This is a genomic window from Flavobacterium ustbae, from assembly GCF_003946915.1.
Lineage (GTDB): Bacteria > Bacteroidota > Bacteroidia > Flavobacteriales > Flavobacteriaceae > Flavobacterium > Flavobacterium ustbae.
On record NZ_RPOC01000005.1, the window covers coordinates 211,057 to 228,947 of the forward strand.

The 17,891-nt window shown below is 33.9% G+C and carries 10 protein-coding genes; 6 read left to right on the forward strand and 4 right to left on the reverse strand.

The window, feature by feature from the left end:
- Nucleotides 1-11: 11 nt before the first annotated feature.
- Both EG814_RS09565 and EG814_RS09570 read right to left on the reverse strand, forming a co-directional pair.
- Nucleotides 12-3,611 (reverse strand): SusC/RagA family TonB-linked outer membrane protein, encoded by a 3,600-nt coding sequence (locus EG814_RS09565; RefSeq protein ID WP_125721269.1) that lies wholly within the window; start codon nt 3,609-3,611, stop codon nt 12-14.
- A 229-nt stretch (nt 3,612-3,840) separates the two neighbouring features.
- Nucleotides 3,841-4,992: a FecR family protein gene (locus tag EG814_RS09570; protein WP_125721271.1), complete on the reverse strand. Its 1,152-nt coding sequence runs from the start codon at nt 4,990-4,992 to the stop codon at nt 3,841-3,843.
- A 280-nt stretch (nt 4,993-5,272) separates the two neighbouring features.
- Between EG814_RS09570 and EG814_RS09575 the strand changes: the two genes are divergently transcribed.
- From EG814_RS09575 to EG814_RS09590, 4 genes are all read left to right on the forward strand, one after another.
- Nucleotides 5,273-5,863, forward strand: a complete 591-nt coding sequence (locus EG814_RS09575) for an RNA polymerase sigma factor (RefSeq protein WP_125721273.1) — start codon at nt 5,273-5,275, stop codon at nt 5,861-5,863.
- Nucleotides 5,864-6,036: 173 nt separating this feature from the next.
- Complete coding sequence (locus tag EG814_RS09580) at nt 6,037-9,345, forward strand: CheR family methyltransferase (RefSeq protein ID WP_125721275.1); 3,309 nt, start codon at nt 6,037-6,039, stop codon at nt 9,343-9,345.
- A gap of 3 nt (nt 9,346-9,348) precedes the next feature.
- Entirely contained in the window at nt 9,349-9,771 is a 423-nt protein-coding gene (locus tag EG814_RS09585; RefSeq protein ID WP_125721277.1) for a response regulator, read from the forward strand.
- Between the two features lie 354 nt (nt 9,772-10,125).
- On the forward strand, nt 10,126-11,133 hold the full coding sequence (locus tag EG814_RS09590) for a mannose-1-phosphate guanylyltransferase (protein WP_125721279.1): 1,008 nt from the start codon (nt 10,126-10,128) through the stop codon (nt 11,131-11,133).
- 102 nt (nt 11,134-11,235) lie between these two features.
- Here the strand turns inward: EG814_RS09590 and EG814_RS09595 are convergent, their stop codons facing one another.
- Nucleotides 11,236-12,648 (reverse strand): MFS transporter, encoded by a 1,413-nt coding sequence (locus EG814_RS09595; RefSeq protein WP_125721281.1) that lies wholly within the window; start codon nt 12,646-12,648, stop codon nt 11,236-11,238.
- A 245-nt stretch (nt 12,649-12,893) separates the two neighbouring features.
- On the opposite strand from EG814_RS09595, the gene EG814_RS09600 reads away from it, so the two are divergent.
- Nucleotides 12,894-13,853 carry a hypothetical protein gene (locus tag EG814_RS09600; RefSeq protein ID WP_125721283.1) on the forward strand — a complete coding sequence of 320 codons (960 nt, stop codon included), beginning with the start codon at nt 12,894-12,896 and terminating at the stop codon, nt 13,851-13,853.
- Between the two features lie 45 nt (nt 13,854-13,898).
- On the opposite strand, the gene EG814_RS09605 is transcribed toward EG814_RS09600, so the two are convergent.
- Complete coding sequence (locus tag EG814_RS09605) at nt 13,899-14,276, reverse strand: SPW repeat domain-containing protein (protein ID WP_125721285.1); 378 nt, start codon at nt 14,274-14,276, stop codon at nt 13,899-13,901.
- A 349-nt stretch (nt 14,277-14,625) separates the two neighbouring features.
- On the opposite strand from EG814_RS09605, the gene EG814_RS09610 reads away from it, so the two are divergent.
- Entirely contained in the window at nt 14,626-17,862 is a 3,237-nt protein-coding gene (locus tag EG814_RS09610; RefSeq protein WP_125721287.1) for a CheR family methyltransferase, read from the forward strand.
- The last annotated feature ends 29 nt before the right edge of the window (nt 17,863-17,891 follow it).

Consider the following 17,891-nt stretch of genomic DNA (forward strand, 5'->3'; position numbering starts at 1 on the left):
GTCTTTAAAAATTAGAAATTAACATTTACGCCCATAACAAAACTTGGAGATATGAAACCGCCCAACATGTATTTAGCATCTCTACTTTTGGCAAAAGTGTATACGTTCTCTGCGTTCAAATTGAAACGTACGCCGTCTAATTTTACTCTTTTAATAATGTCTTTTGGCATTTGATACGCTAACGAAATGTTACTTAATCGTAGATTTGACGCATCCAAAATATTTATATCTGCATAAGAATAAATGGTACGAGATTCTGAATTAAATTCTGATTCATATTCGTAAACCGCTCTTGGAACATTGGTAAAAGCTTCGTCTCCTGGCTGCATCCAACGATCTGCAATACGATTGTTTACCACCGAAATATCAGTTACATAACCACCAAGCGCGCCATTGTAATTATTACTCAACATCGGTAGGAATGTGTTTCTCACTTTATGTCCTAACTCATAAATTAAAAGAGCCGAAAGTGAGAAGTTTTTGTAATTGACAGAAGTATGGAAAGAACCACTGTGCGTAGGAACTGTTGAGCCATAATCTTTGATGGCTTCTAATTCTCCTGGATTGTATTTTACCGCTGTACCCGAAGCATCGTAAACCTGAGGCACTCCTGTATCGCTCAAGCCAGCCCATTGGTAACCGTAAATGGCGTTAAAACTTGTTCCAATTCTAGGATAAGCTTGTGGGTAATCTAATTGTAAATAGTATACAGGAGCTTTTACATTTACAAAATCTACTGTGTTTTTATTATAGGCATATAAAACAGATGCATCCCAAGCGAATGAAGGCGTTTTTACGATGGTTCCTCTTAAAGTCGCTTCGATACCTTTGTTGGTCATTTCTCCGTTATTAAGCGTGTAAGAAGAATATCCGAATCCTTCTGTTGGAATCCCTTGACTGGTCGCTAACAAATCCTGACCTTTTTTGTTATATAAATCTAGGGTTCCGCTTAATCTGCTTTTAAAGAATGAAAAGTCTAAACCAATATTTGTTGTTGTTGTTTTTTCCCAAGACAATTCTGGATTTGGTCTTTTACCAACACTTCCATAAGTTCCTCCAACATTTGGATTGGCATAATAAAAAGCGGTTAAATAAGGAGCAGAATCTTTAGCAATGTTTCCTGCAATACCATAAGAACCACGCAATTTAAGAGCATCAACCCAAGCAACATCAAAAAAAGATTCATTGTTAATATTCCAACCCGCACCTACAGACCAGATTGGTTTGTTTTGGTATTTGCTATCTGTTCCCCAAAGATTAGAACGATCCCAGCGCACACTTCCAGAAAGTGTATATCTTTTATCGTATGTGTAACCACCTGTTGAGTATATTGAAACATAACGATTTTGTAATTCTTTTTGTAATCCAAAGTCGTTGTCTTGTGACATGTATCCACCAAAAACAGATCCATATACTTTTAATAAATCGGCTTGATTTATTGCAGTAAAAGTTAAGGCTTGCGCATCGTAACCATAGCGCGTGTTATTACTATATTCTTGTTTGGAATGACGGATTTCCATACCCGCGATAGCAGAAAAATCATGCTTTTCTGCAAAAGTTTGATTGAAATTTAACTGCTGACGGAAATTATATGCATTAGAAAACTGATTGGTTTCTTTAATAATATCTCCATAAGGCAAGTTAAAAACCGCTTTGTTATTATCAATTGTCACCAAGCCATTTACTTTATTTCTTACATAGTACGAGTTTCTGTCAAATAATTGGCTTGCGCGATCTGAAGCAAACTCATATTGAAACATCGCATTATAAGTAAAAGCATTACTGAATTTGACATTAAACTTGGCAAAAGTTCTGTTTAAGAAATTTTTGTTTTCGGTTAAGTTTCTTCTCAACTCTTCCATTGGCGTAATATCCATGTTATACAAACCATAAGTTTGCATAGAATTAAGCGTGAAATCATTGTAGCGAGGGGCGGCAGTAGAAACAAAATTAGTTCCATCATTATTTACCAATTGGTTGTATGGTTGCCATTTATAACCCGGATTATCAGAAATACTAGCTGAGTTAATAGGCATATAATACTGCGTATCTCCTATTCCGTAATTTAAATAAGTTCCTAAATCTAAAGACAGCCAGCTATTAATTTGAGTTGAGTTTTTCAAATTAATCCCAATCGTTTGATTTTCAGAATACATATCTTCCAACTGATTGTCTTTGTAAGTGATCGAAGCATTAAAAGTATTGCTTTCGCTCGCTTTGCCTAAACTAAGATTGTGCTGCATAAAATACTGATCGCGTTTGGCATATTTGGCTACATCATCGTAGTATTTGTAACCTTGAGCTCCCAGTTGATTTAAACTATTGTTCATATCTGTTTGAGAAATGTTTCCTGCATATCCATTTAAAATAGTCTGCATTCCTAAACTTTGAAATACTGCATTATTCAATAAAGATTGTGCATAAGTAGTCGCATTAGGAGTTTTCAAGTTAGGATTTCCGTCTGCCCATCCTTTTTCTAAACCAATAATATCAGCAGAATTAGTAAGGTTTCCTGTGTAATTTCTGTAAGGAGTAACCGTTAAATTACTTGAAAAAGAAATATTTGTTTTTCCTGCTTTTGCTTTTTTTGTTGTAATTACAATAACTCCATTTGCTGCACGAGCACCATAAATTGAAGAAGCCGCCGCATCTTTTAAAACCGTAATCGTCTCAATATCTTCTAAGTTTAAGCTAGGAAGATTTTCTTCGATATTTGAATAAGGAGTTAATCTAGTATTTTCAACAGGAAAACCGTCAATAACATATAACGGAGCTGTAGCATTAGCATTCATAGATGTTGTTCCACGAATTTTTCCGTCTTGATAACCAACAATCCGTCCTTCTAAAATTTTGTCCAAACTACTCAAACGCTGTTCCTGAAAATCTTTAGATTTTAAGTTCGAGAAAGATCCTGTTGCTTTTTCTGCAGTAATATCTTGATATCCTGTTTTCAGAACCAGACCTTCTAATTCTAGCACATCTTCTTTCAGCACTACGTTGATAACACTTCTTCCTTCAACTTTAATTTCCTGTCTTACATATCCTAAATAAGCAAAAGCCAAAGTGGTTTCGCTGCTTACCGCAATAATCTGATAATCTCCATTAAAATCGGTCTGAACGCCTCTTCCTGAACCATTATCAGAAATCGCTGCTCCTACCAAAGGCATACCTTTTTCGTCGGTAACTCTACCTTTTACGATAAAATCGGCAACAGGTTTTTTCTCTTCCGCTGGTTTATCGGCAGAGACTTTTTTAGGAGTCAAAATAATATGGTTTCCAGATACTTTAAAATCGGTACTGGTATTATTAAAAATTCTATTTAAAATAACTTCTATTGAAGTTTCGTATGCATTTACGTCGATTACTCTGTTTAAATCTACAGATCGTATATTATAGACAAATCTATAATCTGTAGTATATTCCAATCTTTCAATCACTTTTGCAACGGTCATATTGCTGGCATTAAAAGAAATCTTGTTTTTTTGAGAATAAGTGGTTCCGGCGTGCATTACTGTTAAGGCAGTTAGCAGAAATAATGTGGTCAATTTCATTTTCAAATCAAATTTCAAAAAAGGCTTATCAAACCTGATTCTGTTCAAGAGTTTTTTCATACTTTTAAATGTTTTTTTAATGTTGGTTGGTTAATTAACTGACCGCATACTCTACCGGGAAATGTTGGCGCATTTTCCGGTTTTTTTATAACGATCCTTCATTTTGGATTTTTGTTACATAGGCTTTTTTTTATTTTAGATTTTAGATTTTAGATTTTTTCTGTGTGTGATAATTGATTTCTTAATTCTTACCCCCTAACTCTTAACTCTTAACCCTTAACTCTTAACTCTATTTAATAGTTATCTTATCTCGGTCAATAGTATAATCAATGGCGTAGCTGTCGCTGAAATATTTTAGAACCACTTCAATTGGTTCATTATCAAAACGGGCGTTGAAAATTTCTCTTCCTAAGGTTTTATTTCTATTAATGAAAGTCACATTGTATTGGCGTTCCAATTTTTTGATAATTTCATCAAAAGAAGCATTTTTAAAAACCAGACTTCCCTTTACCCAATCCGTATAATAATCCGTATTAACCTGTTCGATTTTGATATCGCTCTGACCTTTTAAACTCGAACCTTTAAAGCCTGGCGTTAAATAAACCTGATTTTGACTGGTTTTCTGATTTTTATAAAGCGAAACTTTTCCTTCAACCAACACAATATCAGTAGTGCTATTAGTAGTATACGAGTCTACATTAAATTTGGTTCCTAAAACCTCAACATTGACCTCCTGCGCATTTACTCTAAATGGATGGTTTTTATCTTTACTGACTTCAAAATAGGCTTCTCCCCTTAAAAATACTTCTCTGCTTTTGTTTTTGACAAATTGCACGGGATACTTAAAAGAGGTTCCAGAATTTAAATGCACCAAAGTTCCGTCTGATAGCTGAACATCAAATTTTTTCCCATACGGAATTTTCAACGTACTGTAAACCAATTCTCCTTCCGTAAAAGCCTTGGTATAAACCAATTTATTTTTGTCTTGTTTTGCAATAATATTTCCGTTTTTATCGGTTACCATTTTTTCTCCAGAAACATCAATCGTTTCAGATGATCCGTTACCTAATTGTAAAACAATTTCGTCAACCCTCGGAATAATAACGTTTTGTTTAACTTCTTCAGCAGCAGAATTTTTATAGAAATAAAATCCACCCAAAGCCACAACCAAAATCGCGGCATATTTATAATACGATGAAAATCTTCTTTTATAAAAAACATTATTTTCTTTCATAATTCTTTCTGAAAGCTGTTTTCTAACTTCTGTTGAATCAAAAGTGTTCAAAGCAGTATCAATGGCATAATTTGTTTTTACAAAATCCTTAAATACGAGCTGATTCTCTTCTTCTTTTAACCACTCCGTTAACTGCTCAATCTCTTCTTGAGAAGCCTGATTTGTGATAAATTTAACAATTAGTCGCTCTGACTTTTTTACTGTCATTTTAGTCGTTTTTAATATTATTACGAAGCTAAAAAACAAAACCCTAACAATTTGATAAAGTTTTTTTCATTTTGATGAATTTTTAATTTTTCACAAGTGTTTTCTTTCAACAAAACTCGACTAATTTGATAGATATTAAAAAGTAAATGATTTATATTTGCATTTTTATTGCTTTTTTATTTGTACTAATTTTCAAATAGAAAGGCAAAAATGAAGTCATTTTGAGCAAATTCAGTTCACTTTTTGACTTAAAAAAGTATTAATTTATATATTTGTTTTTATGAAGGTTGATGATTACAGCGATAATACTATTCTAATTGAGTCTCTCAGAAATGGAGATGAAAGCGCTTACACGTATCTTATAGACACGTATCATCATAAACTTTGCGTATATGCTAACAGTCTGGTTAAGAATATTTATAATGCCGAAGATATTGTTCAAAATGTTTTTATTAAAGTCTGGGAACAGCGCACAAGATTAAAAACAGACCATTCTTTAAAAAGCTTTCTTTACAAACTGGTTTATAATGAGTTTATCGATTTGTACAGAAAAAATCAGTCTTTGTTTTCTCTAGAAAAATCATATTATGATGCACTAAACGGAATTGTTCAGGAAGAAGATCCAGAATCTTTTGAAAGAGTTCTGAATGCTGTAAATAAAGAGATTCAAAATTTACCGCCAAAATGCAAAGAGGTTTTTATTCTAAGCAAAAAAGAAGGCTTAACCAATATCGAAATTGCAGAACATTTGGATGTTTCTATAAAAACCGTTGAAGCGCAGATTACTAAAGCTTTTTCTTCACTTCGCTTTTCTCTTGAAGATAAAGTAAAAACAATTTTATTTTTGTTCTTTAAAAAAAGTAGGTTATAATCTGTTTGGCTTTAAGGTCTTCTTCATTTAAAAAAAATGTTTTTCGTACCGTGAAAGCTATACTTTAAATTAAAAATCGTCGTCAAGATAGTTCTAAAGCAAACTATGTGGAATTTCGAAATTTAGTGTTAATTTATCTTTGATGCTGAATACTCAATAGTTATCTTTACAATATGGACAAGATCGCTGACAAAATTTTTGACTTTCGAGAACGCACTCTACCAGTAGTAGGCATTGCATCATCTAAAAACAACCTTGACGAGGTTAGAGCAGTTATAAAAAGCCTTACCAATGATAGCGGCATGTCTTTTATACTTTATTTGGAGAATCAGAATATACCTGATTTAAAACTAGTTGAAGAGCTTTCTAAAAACTCCAAATTAAAAATTAAGATTCTCCAAACAGACAGCTTATTAGAACCTAATACTATAAACATTTTAGAGTCTAACCAGACTTTATTACACAACAACGGCACATTAAGCATCACAAACCGACGTGAGCGTATTGATTCTTTATCTGCTTTGGATCACTTTTTTGTGTCGCTGGCACTGGCATGCAAAGAACTCTCTCGTGCAATTTTAATATCCGACGATCAAACGGATGGCCTTATGGGATTAAATTACATAAAAGAACAGGGCGGAACGGCATTAGCGACTGTATCAAAAAGTGGCAATGGGAATGATACAAATTATAACGAAGCTCTTTATGAATCTGCTGATTTTGTATTGGAGGCAGATGATATTGCTTCTCAACTACTTCTATTAGAATCTATATTTGAGGCTGACAATTCATTGAGCAACGAAAAAGAAAAACACATACTTAAAGGCGATGATGAAATTTACATTTCTATACTAAACCTTTTAAGACAAAAAACTGGCAACGATTTTTCGAATTACAGACAACCAACAATACGAAGGAGAATAGCTCGTAGAATGGTTATAGCAAAAATAAACAGTTCTCGTCTGTATTTAGATTTTCTGAGAAGTAATCCTATCGAGATTGATTTGCTTTTTAATGACCTGCTGATACCTGTTACGGACTTTTTTCGGGATTCAAAAATTTTTGAGATGCTTCCCAAGGTTGTTTTTCCTAAAATAATTGAAAACAAGAAAAATAACGATCCTTTAAGAATTTGGGTTGCGGGATGTTCTACAGGTCAAGAAGCTTATTCGATTGCAATTTCTCTGCAAGAATTTCTCTCATCAAAACATATAACATTAAAAATTCAGATTTTTGCTTCTGATATATCTGAACGAGCAATATCTAAGGCTCGAGCTGGTATTTACTCTCGCAGTGAAATACATCGTATATCTGAAGACCGACTTTCAAAATACTTTACAAAAATTGAAAGTTCGTACCATATCAATAAAGAGATTAGAGATCTCTGCATTTTCGCGTCGCACAATTTCGTTAAAGATCCACCCTTTGCAAAATTAGATCTTGTATCCTGCAGAAATGCGCTGATATACTTGGATTCTTATCTTCAAAAAAAGGCATTCAAAACTTTCCACTACGGTCTTTTGCCTACAGGTATACTCCTGCTCGGTAAATCAGAATCTACAAATTATACTCCAGGGTTGTTTGAACCCATGGCTAAAAACCTTAAAATTTTCAGTCGCGTGAATAGTGCTTATTCCAAAATTCCAATTTCTAGAGAAAAAATTGATTTTGGAACCATTACGAAGGCAAAAACAGTTAAGAAAGACCTTTCACTACCTAACTTTCAGGAAGCAGCAAAAAATCTTTTATACAATAATTATACACCAGCAGGAGTAATAGTTAATGAAAAAAAAGAAATTATTTACTTTCATGGAGATACAGGTCCGTTTTTACTGCCACCTCAAGGAAAACCTAACTTTAATATTTTAGAAATGGTTCGCGAGGGTCTTGCATTCGAAGTTCGTTCTGCGCTCTTAGACGCCCGTAAAACACAGCTAAAATCTTTAAAATTGGCAATACCTTTAAAAGGCAGAAAATATCTAGCCGATATTGAAGTAGTCCCTTTAAACGACAATCTAGAAGAAACACACTATCTGATTCTGTTCCGCAAAAGCGCTAAAATAATTGGTGAAGAACTAGACAGTGAAGGAATTAAAGGAAAAGCCGAGAAAAGAATCAATGCACTCGAAAAAGAAATTGAACAGCTGCGCGAAGACATCAAAAAAGTGAATGATGATCAGGAATTAGCCAACGAAGAACTGCAGAGTGCCAATGAGGAACTCTTAAGTACTAGTGAAGAACTTCAGACTTTGAATGAGGAATTGGAAACCTCAGCCGAACAGCTTCAGTCAAACAATGAAGAGCTGCTTGCCATGAACGAAGAATTGGTAGACAGACAAGAGCAGCTGGTTTTGTCGCGTCTATATGCAGAATCTGTTATTGAGAATATTAGAGAACCATTGGTTATAATTAATAATGAACTGCGTATTAAAAGTGCAAATGCCTCTTTCTACAGTCATTTTTCGACTAGTGCGGAGTTTATAGAAGGCAGAATTATATTTGATACTTTATTAGGCTCAGGAAATCTGGCAGATGCTCGCACGCAAATTGAACTTTCTATTTCTAAAGGTTTAAAGTTGGACAATGTAGAAGTTCGTATTAATATAAACAGTGACCTTGCAAAAACAATGATGATGAATGTAAGGCCTATCAATAATAATAAGCTTACAGAGCCTTATGCATTGCTTGCTTTTGAAGATATTACAGACCTTCTTCATACCAATAAAATTCTTGCACTTACAAATAATGATCTGGAAGACAAAAATAAACAGTTAGCCTCTTTTACGGCGGTTGCCAGTCACGACCTTCAGGAGCCTTTACGAAAAATCAGTATTTTTTCGGGGATGATTTTAAAAAATAAAAATAATGTTCTCTCTGAGGAGTCAGCAGGACATATGCAACGTATTCTTGTTAGTGCAGGAAGAATGCAGCATCTTATTGATGATCTGCTTATGTATTCAAAAGTCAGCAGTGCGAACCAAGGAGATTTTATAGTAACTGATATAGCTCAGCTGATTCGAGATGCGTGCGAGGAAATCGATGATCAAATCCTTAGCAAGAAAGCTGTTATAAACGTAGGCGAAATTGCGGCTATAAAAACTATTCCCGCTTTAATGCGTCAGGTTTTTATTAATCTTATATCAAACTCGCTTAAGTATAGTAAAGAGTCCGACATACCTGTTGTAAAAATTTCAGCATCTATAACCCCACTCCCTTCTATATTCTCATCTGGTGCTAAAGGCAATTTTATGCGTATTTCTGTTGAAGATAACGGGATAGGATTCCCTGAAGCTTCTAGATCACGATTGTTCGATCCTTTTTTCAGGCTGCATACAAAAGAAGAGTATGAAGGCACGGGAATTGGTCTGGCACTGTGCAAAAAAATAATGGATCTTCATTCTGGTTATATAACTTGTACTGGAGAAACTGGAAAAGGTTCTGAATTCGATCTTTATTTACCTATTTTAACCAACAAAAACTAAATTATGTCAAAATCTGGACCAATAGTGCTGCTTGAGGACGATCAAGATGATAAAGAATTCATGGAAAAAATATTTTCTGAACTTGGAATCGAAAATGAAAGGGTTTACCTTAAAAATTCCCAAGAAGCATTAGATTACCTTAATTCCACATCAAAATCTCTTTTTCTAATTTTATGCGATGTTAACCTCGCAGGAATGAATGGCTTAGAGCTTAAAAGGGAAATTGATAGTATTCCATACTTACGATTAAAAAGTATTCCATTCGTTTTTTATTCCACTTCAATACGTCAGGAACAGGTTATTGAGGCCTATTCAGAACTTACGGTACAGGGATTTTTCAAAAAAGAAAATGATTTTGATCAGGCAAAAACTGTAGTGTCAACTATACTCTCCTACTGGAAACTCTGTAGGCATCCAAATAAGTAAATCGATTTTTATTAGAGGTTTGTCTACATCTATCCTCTACAAAGTCCTGAATCTAGGGCTTTTTTTATATCTTTTATTTTTACTAAATAGTATAAATCTGCATCTTAGGATAAAAATATAGAATTTTAAACAAAATTATATAAGCTCTAACCTTAATTGTGTAAAATCATTTCTGTATTCAAATTCTATATTTGGTTGCTGTTACTTAAAAAACTATTTAAATTGATATAGTTATATCACTATTTCTTGAATTAAAAACAGCAAATATCATTATTAAAATACTAACAAGACCTAAAAATGGACAATACTATAAAAGGATATTATAGTTAAAAACCGTTTTTTATTTAGAACACCATGAAAACAAACAATACAATAATTCACGTAATTTTAACTGGCGGCGTGGGCAGCCGACTATGGCCTTTGTCTCGCAAAAGCCGTCCAAAACAATATTTAGAAATATTTGACGGAAAATCACTTTTTGAAATGACTGTTGACCGTAACAGTCATTTGGCAGATAAAGTAATGGTTGTCGGCAATGTAGACAATCATCATTTGAGTCAAGACGTGATGGATAAAACCAATACGCAATATTTAAACATTGTAGAAGCTACCCCTAGAAATACAGCGGCAGCGATTGCATTTGCTGCTTTTGCCGCCAATCCAGACGATATTTTGATCATTACGCCATCAGATCATATTATTGAAGGAAAGACCGATTACGATAATGCTATTCAGAACGCCATATCAAAGGCCAAAGAAGGTTTTATAGTAACTTTTGGAATCATCCCGACTAAACCAGAAACGGGCTACGGATATATCGAAGCTAAAGGTGACAACGTGGTTTCTTTTCGCGAAAAGCCAAATGAAACTACGGCTAAAGAATTTATGGCGAGAGGCAATTTTTTATGGAACAGCGGAATGTTTTGCTTTAAAGCTGGGGTACTTTTAGAGGAGCTGAAGAAATTTCAGCCAGAGGTTTACGAAAAATCAAAATCGGTTTGGGAAGCTAATAAAAATGGTTTTCTCGATCTAGAATTATCCATGCAAATTCCTTCTATCAGTATCGATTATGCGGTTATGGAACACAGTCAAAAAATAAAAGTTGTACCAGCCGCTTTTTCTTGGTCAGATTTGGGGTCGTTTGAGTCTGTTTATGAATATTTAGTTCTACGAAATCATCCTGTAGATGAAAACGGAAATATGACAATTGGCTGCGAAAAACATACGACATTCCTCGGATTAAAAAATACGATTTTCGTTTATACAGATACGGCCAATTTAATTTTACAAAAAGAAAGTTCACAGGATGTAAAAGATATTTACAGTGCGCTTGAAAAACAAAATTCAGAACTTTTACATTAAAATTTACTTTATTAAAAGGCCTTACACTGACAATTAAAACAATTCTTTCAAGTGAATTAACGTTTTAGAATTTATAGCGAGCCGCTATATTATAATAAATGATTACATATAACCTCTTCCGTCAGAATCGCTAAGTCTTCGAAAGGTTACACTTGAAAGAATCGTTACAATTGCTAAGACAATAAAGGTATACTGAAAGGATTCTGTAATACTGAATCCCATGTGTTCTGATCCAAAGAAAGATAGTACGAGACTTGCTGCAGAAACACCAAAACTAATGGAAAGCTGCTGCATGATGACCAGCATCGTATTACCGCCACTTTTGGTATTTTCATCTAAATCTACGAGCGTAATGGTATTCATAGCCGACATTTGAATGGAAGTAAAAAAGCCGTAGAAAATCATGAGCAGAATATAATAGCCTAAAGGAGTATCGCGATTAACAAAACCGAGGACAATCAAAACGATTCCTAAAAGTACTGTATTGCTTATTAGCACATTTCGATACCCTAAAGCTTTAATAATTCGAACCATAAAAGGCTTTATGGCAACATTGGCAAGCGCCGACGGCAAGAGCAATAATCCTGAAACGGAAGCCGAATATCCAAACCCTGTTTGCAGCATCAGAGGCAGTAACAAAGGCAGTCCGCCAATTCCTAATCTCGTTATAAGACTTCCAGTAAGTCCGACTCTCAAGGTTTTGATGTTTAAAAGCCTGAGATCGATAAGTGGTTTATCTGTTTTTTTATAATGATAATAATACAGAGCTGCAAGGGCATTAAAGAGAAACAAGCCACCCAAAATGATGACCCAATTGGTTAAACCGCTGCTTACTAACTCTAGTATCATGGTGATAACGATCAAAGCAAAGCTAAAATAAATCAATCCGCGAAAATCAAATTTTCCGACCGCTTTCTTGAAATTAGGCATAATTCTTTTTGCCATCGATATTCCAATAAGTCCTATTGGAACATTCACTAAAAAAATCCAATGCCAAGATAGATTATCAGAAAGAAATCCTCCAAGGCTCGGTCCCACTACCATACCCAAAAGACCAAAAATGGTGATAAAATTCATAGTCTTTAGAAGCTTACTTTTAGGATATTGATACAATATGGCGAGCCGGGCAATCGGCACCATCATCGATGCGCCAATGGCTTGCAATACGCGTGATAAATTGAACTGTAAAAGATTTCCTGAAAGTGCACAGCACAAAGATCCAGCGACAAATAAAGCTACAGCAATCATAAACATAGTTCGGGTGCCAAATTTATCTGCCAACCAACCCGAAAGCGGAATAAAAAGTGCTAGAGTAAGCGCATAGGTCACGATTACGGAGTGCATTTGAGTTGGAGAATATTCCATATCTCTTGCTATAGAAGGCAGCGAAGTATTCAAAATTGTACCGTCTAAAGATTGAATAAACATTGCCACCGCTGTAACCCACGGAAGCAAGTGTACAGCTGTTCTTTTTTTCTTCTCTTTAGCTATTTTCTTTTCTTCTTTGGTAATCATACTTAATAATTAAGGAAATGTAAATCGTTGTACTTTATAAATTTCGAGCAAAACAGCATTTTCGGGATTATAGCTTTTGATTTTTGTATGTAAAGATTAGCTTTCTGGTCTAGCAACTTTACATTATAAAAAGTTAGCAAAAAATTAGATGTGAATTACATAACGAACTAAGAAAATTATATAAACAATCAAAAGTTTCATTTATAAAATTTGCGTGAACACTATCATAACATCATATCATCCAAATGAGATTCAACATAAAAATTATTTTATTTTTATATCTATCAGTTACCGTCGCTTATTCGCAAACCAAGCAACATAGTCCAAAAACAGTTCTGGCTATTGAAACTTATGTATTTTTGAAGGGACAAAGTGCGGCACTTAAAGCCATATCTAACCAATTTCCAACTCTTCGTAGCGATGTTTCTGCTGTAGAAAAAAGATCAGAAAGTTCTTTTGGGAGAGCAGCATTCAATATTGAACAATTTCTTCAAACTGAATTGGAAAGTTCTCAATACAAACTATTGCAAAGTGAGATTGATCTTCTTTTAAAACAACAGTTAAAGAATCCTATTGAAAAGGAAAAATACGCAAAAGATTTTCTTAAGCTTGCTGATGAAAGATTGCATATTATGACAGATACTTTACTTTATAAAGGAATTATGGCCTTTAAGTATCACGACGCTCCCCATCAAGAAATTACTGACGGACATCATGACGTTTTTTCTAAAGCAAATCACCAAAAGGCTGGAGAAAATGAATTTAAAATTCCTATTCCAAAGAGCTGGGTCGCAGAAGAAGCCGAAATACCCGAAACTATCCAGCAATTTACCAGCTTTAACGGAAAAGGATTGGAAAAAATAATTCTCATGATTATTGACCTTCCAGATGAAAGCGCTAGTTTAATCTTAAATGAAAAATCTATTAAAGAAATGATTCCTCCTCAGTCCAAGCTTATAAGGAGTGAAACAGCAATAATAGACGACAAACCTGGAATGATGATTGAAGTGGAAGAAAGTATAAACACCCCAACCACAACAATGAAAATACGCATGCTTCAGTTTATGTGTATACACGAACAAAAACTATATTGCCTGCAAGGAAGCATTGGCCCAGTCACAGCAGAAAGAAATCTGGCTGTACATATTAAAAAATACGAACCTTTATTCCGTCTTATCGCTTCTAAAACAGAAATTGGATACTAATTTCATTTTAAAAAACGCTAATTTATATTCCAATTTTATGCAAAATCAATTTTTAATACTTCTAAAATTTAGAAATCTTTTAGTGAAAGTCTTAGTTGCTGCCGCAAGAAATATAGTAATTCCTCCAAAAAACAAATAAGGAAGGAATATTTTATTCGCAAAATTAAATATCCACGGAGAGAATGCGAAAAATAGACCACAAACAAGCTTAGTATAAATATGAACTTCCATTGGAAGCAGTTTATAGACGCCTGCCTTATAATCGGTTTGCAAGCTTAAAAAAATAATAAAAATTCCGAATAAGTAAAAAATAATGCTTTGTACTGTATTCGCTTCCAAGTGTAGAAGAGTTGGCATAAAAAAGAGTAATAGGGCTAACAAATAATCCAGAAACCCCTGAACTCTGGCTGTTAATAATTTCATGATAATAGTATTTTAAATTTTGTGTAAAATTACAAATCGAGAGACTGCCCACTTTTACATTCGCTCTGCTCTTCTTTACATAATTTAAATTGCCTAAGAGGATAACTTTCCGCTTAGATGGGAATTATGAAAATCGATTTCTTTATAATGTACGAAAAAAAGTACTTTATAAATTATATTTATATTCTCCATTAGAATCAGATTTAATAGAATCAGCAACTTATACAAAATTAAAGGACAGAATTTATTTTGTCTTTATACATACAAATTTATGTTCGATTCCGTTATTACTATTCTTCTCAATAAGGTGGCAGGGGATTTTTTTAGCTGCTGATAAAATAGTACGATTATGAATTCTCAAATAAAGGAAGAACAAATAGCCAAACGCTTTCCTATAGTCGGTATCGGAACGTCTGTTCAAGACATCGACATTTTAAAAACAGTGATTGGCACTATACCAGAAGATTCAGGAATGGCATTTCTCATTATTGAGCATCTTGCCGACCAGCAACACGATAATTTAGCGAGTATTTTAGAACCTCTTGCTAAAATACCCGTTATCGAAATTGTCAGTGTTCTAGATTTGGCTCCCAATCATATTTATGTAATCCCGCACAGTAATTTTTTAACCTTAGAAAATAGTGTCCTCACACTTAAGCCTTTTACAAGAAGCCATAAAACCAACAGCTGTTTTGATCTTTTTTATGAAGCTATATCAAAAAAATTCGATAGTTATGCCGTAGGGCTGCACCTCACTTGGTCTCTATTTGATGGAGCATCTGGATTAAAAAAAATCAAAGAAGCGGGCGGAGCCACCGTTTCTGCAACGTCGAAAGCAGGTTTTTCAGTTTCTAAAGGAAGTGCAGAATTTATAGACTATTTGGCTACACCAGAAAAAGCTATAGATACATTACTGCATATTAAAAAAAGCTATATAGCCAATCACGCTTATCAGGAAACTGAAACAGCAGAAGATGAAACTATTTTTAAAAGCATTATTAACCTGTTAGTGCTAAAAACGGGAACAAACTTTCATCACTATAAACCTCAAACCATCCGAAGGCGAATTGCAAAGAGAATGGTTATTACAAAGCAGGAAACAGCAGAAAAATACCATGATTTTCTTAAACAAAATGAAAATGAACAAGATTTACTTTTTAATGATATCCTAATTTCAGTAACTTATTTTTTTAGGGATTCTTCATTTTTTGACAGTCTTTCAAATATTGTTTTTCCTTCACTTATAGAAAATCTAGTCGACAATCAATTGCGAATATGGTCTGCTGGCTGTTCTACGGGAGAAGAAGTTTATTCACTCGCAATAGCCTTAGATGAATATCTTCAGAAAATAAAAAGAAATGACATCTCTATTAAATTTTTTGCTTCAGATCTTTCTGAGAAATGCATCGCAAAGGCTCGCTCAGGAATCTATACTATTCAGGATTTAAAGAATTTGAGCGAAGAAAGAATTGCCAATTATTTTACCAAAAGAGAAAACGGCTACCATATTAATAAAGCAATACGCGATAATTGTGTTTTTGCCGTACATGATCTTTCGCAAGACTTTCCGTTTTCTAAAATTGATTTTATTTCATGCAGGAATGTATTAATTTACTTTAACGCAGATTTACAACAGCGCGTGCTTTCGTCCTTTCATTATGCTTTACGTGATAAAGGATTCTTGTTTTTGGGAAAATCGGAGTCCTCTCATACGGCACAAAATTTATTTGCTGCAGTAGAAAGCAAAGAAAAAATATACATTCGCCAGAACAACGGCAGCCGAATCTTGGCTAATTTTATGCTTCCAAAAGAAAGGAGTAATCGAAATAAAGTTGCAGATACTGAAATTGCAGAAAACATAAAGGATTTTAAAAAAATTACCGAAGAAATTTTGGTAGAAAAATACTCGCCCGCAGCAGTACTCATTAAAGAAGATTTTGAAATTGTCTATTTTCATGGAGATACAAGTCCTTATTTACAGCCCTCTACAGGAAAACCAAGTTTCACTATTACGAATATGGTGCATGAAGAAATTCGTTTCAGCCTTAAAAATGCCATTCTTAAGGTTAGAAATGATAAAAAAAACTTTGAGAGTGCACCAATTGCTGCCACAGCACAATCTTTTTTAACATCTTTTGAAGTGGTATATCTCCCCAATCACAAAGAACTTTTACTGATTGTTTTCTGTAAAAAAACTCTTAATGAAAATTTGGGAGAAAAAACCCGAAATATAAAAAATGATTTCCATCATCTTAATGATGAACAGCAGATTTACTTTGAAGAGCTGCAGACCACTAACGAAGAACTACTTAGACGTACGGAAGAACTTCAATTTTTAAATGAACAATTAGAATCGTCTTCAGAAGAATTACGTTCTAACAACCAAGAACTTTCCTGTACAAACGATGAGTTACGCGACCGCAGAAATGAGCTTTTCTCAATGCGTAATTTTTATGAATCGATCGTAAAAACAATAAAAGAGCCACTTCTCATTATTGATAAAAACTTTGTTGTACACAGTAGCAATCCCGCTTTTTACAATTATTTTAAAACAAAAGAAGAAGATACTGAAGGTTTTTCCATATTCGAAATCGGAAATTCAACTTGGAATACAGCGGAATTTAAAGACTTAGTTTTAAAAAAAATAGGTCGTAACGAAACTGTAGAAAATGTCAAAATACAGTTTCATCTTAATTCTGGCAGAAAAAAAACAATGCTTGTTACGGCTGCTGCTATTGAAAATTCTGCACCTGAAGGAATGCTTTTAATTGCTTTTGAAGATATTACAGACACAGAAGAAACCAGAGAATATCTACAGGCTAAAAACGAAGAACTTCGCAGTTACAGTTCTCAACTAGAAAGTTTTACCATAGCGGCCAGCCATAATCTTCTGGATCCTGTTCGTAAGATATATATGTTTGGAAAAAAAATAATAGACAGCGAAGCTTCTATTACCGAATCTGGAAGAAATCAGTTGCATCGACTTTTAAATACGGCTGCTAATCTGAACAAGTTAATGGAAGATCTCATTAATTATTCTAAAATTAATTTTGCAGAAAAAAAATTCAAAAAAACTGATCTTAATTTACTGCTCAAAAAAGCATTACATGATCTTAAAAATGTCATTAAGGAAAAAAATGCCGTGATTACAGCAGATGATCTGCTTCCTATGAGTATTATACCGCAGCAAATGTTGCTTCTTTTTACGCATCTTGTAGAAAACTCACTTAGATATTCTAAAAAAGAAAGCGTTCCAGAAATTAAAATAAGTATGTACATTGTCGATAATGATGAGTTGGAAGGTTACAATTATGACGCTGATTGCGATTATATTAAACTTTCTGTAAGCGATAACGGAATTGGTTTCGGAAAGGATTTTGAGACCTTGATTTTCGATCCTTTTTATAAGCTCCAAAGTGATGAACAGCATTACAGTACAGGGCTGGGATTAACACTGGTTCAAAAAATAGTGTCTAATCATCGGGGTTTTATAAAAGCTTCGAGTACAATGGGTGAAGGTACTTCCATTTATATCTATCTTCCTTTTGAAGTTTCTTTTGCAGGACGCTGTTATAGTCCTAATTAAAAAGCAATCTCGGTTATAAAATTTATAGC

Bases quoted from the DNA above. Each gene is read 5' to 3' on its own strand.
- EG814_RS09565 (WP_125721269.1), bottom strand. From the start codon at position 3,611: ATGAAAAAACTCTTGAACAGAATCAGGTTTGATAAGCCTTTTTTGAAA.
- EG814_RS09610 (WP_125721287.1), top strand. From the start codon at position 14,626: ATGAATTCTCAAATAAAGGAAGAACAAATAGCCAAACGCTTTCCTATA.
- EG814_RS09585 (WP_125721277.1), top strand. From the start codon at position 9,349: ATGTCAAAATCTGGACCAATAGTGCTGCTTGAGGACGATCAAGATGAT.
- EG814_RS09575 (WP_125721273.1), top strand. From the start codon at position 5,273: ATGAAGGTTGATGATTACAGCGATAATACTATTCTAATTGAGTCTCTC.
- EG814_RS09595 (WP_125721281.1), bottom strand. From the start codon at position 12,648: ATGATTACCAAAGAAGAAAAGAAAATAGCTAAAGAGAAGAAAAAAAGA.
- EG814_RS09570 (WP_125721271.1), bottom strand. From the start codon at position 4,992: ATGACAGTAAAAAAGTCAGAGCGACTAATTGTTAAATTTATCACAAAT.
- EG814_RS09600 (WP_125721283.1), top strand. From the start codon at position 12,894: ATGAGATTCAACATAAAAATTATTTTATTTTTATATCTATCAGTTACC.
- EG814_RS09590 (WP_125721279.1), top strand. From the start codon at position 10,126: ATGAAAACAAACAATACAATAATTCACGTAATTTTAACTGGCGGCGTG.
- EG814_RS09580 (WP_125721275.1), top strand. From the start codon at position 6,037: ATGGACAAGATCGCTGACAAAATTTTTGACTTTCGAGAACGCACTCTA.
- EG814_RS09605 (WP_125721285.1), bottom strand. From the start codon at position 14,276: ATGAAATTATTAACAGCCAGAGTTCAGGGGTTTCTGGATTATTTGTTA.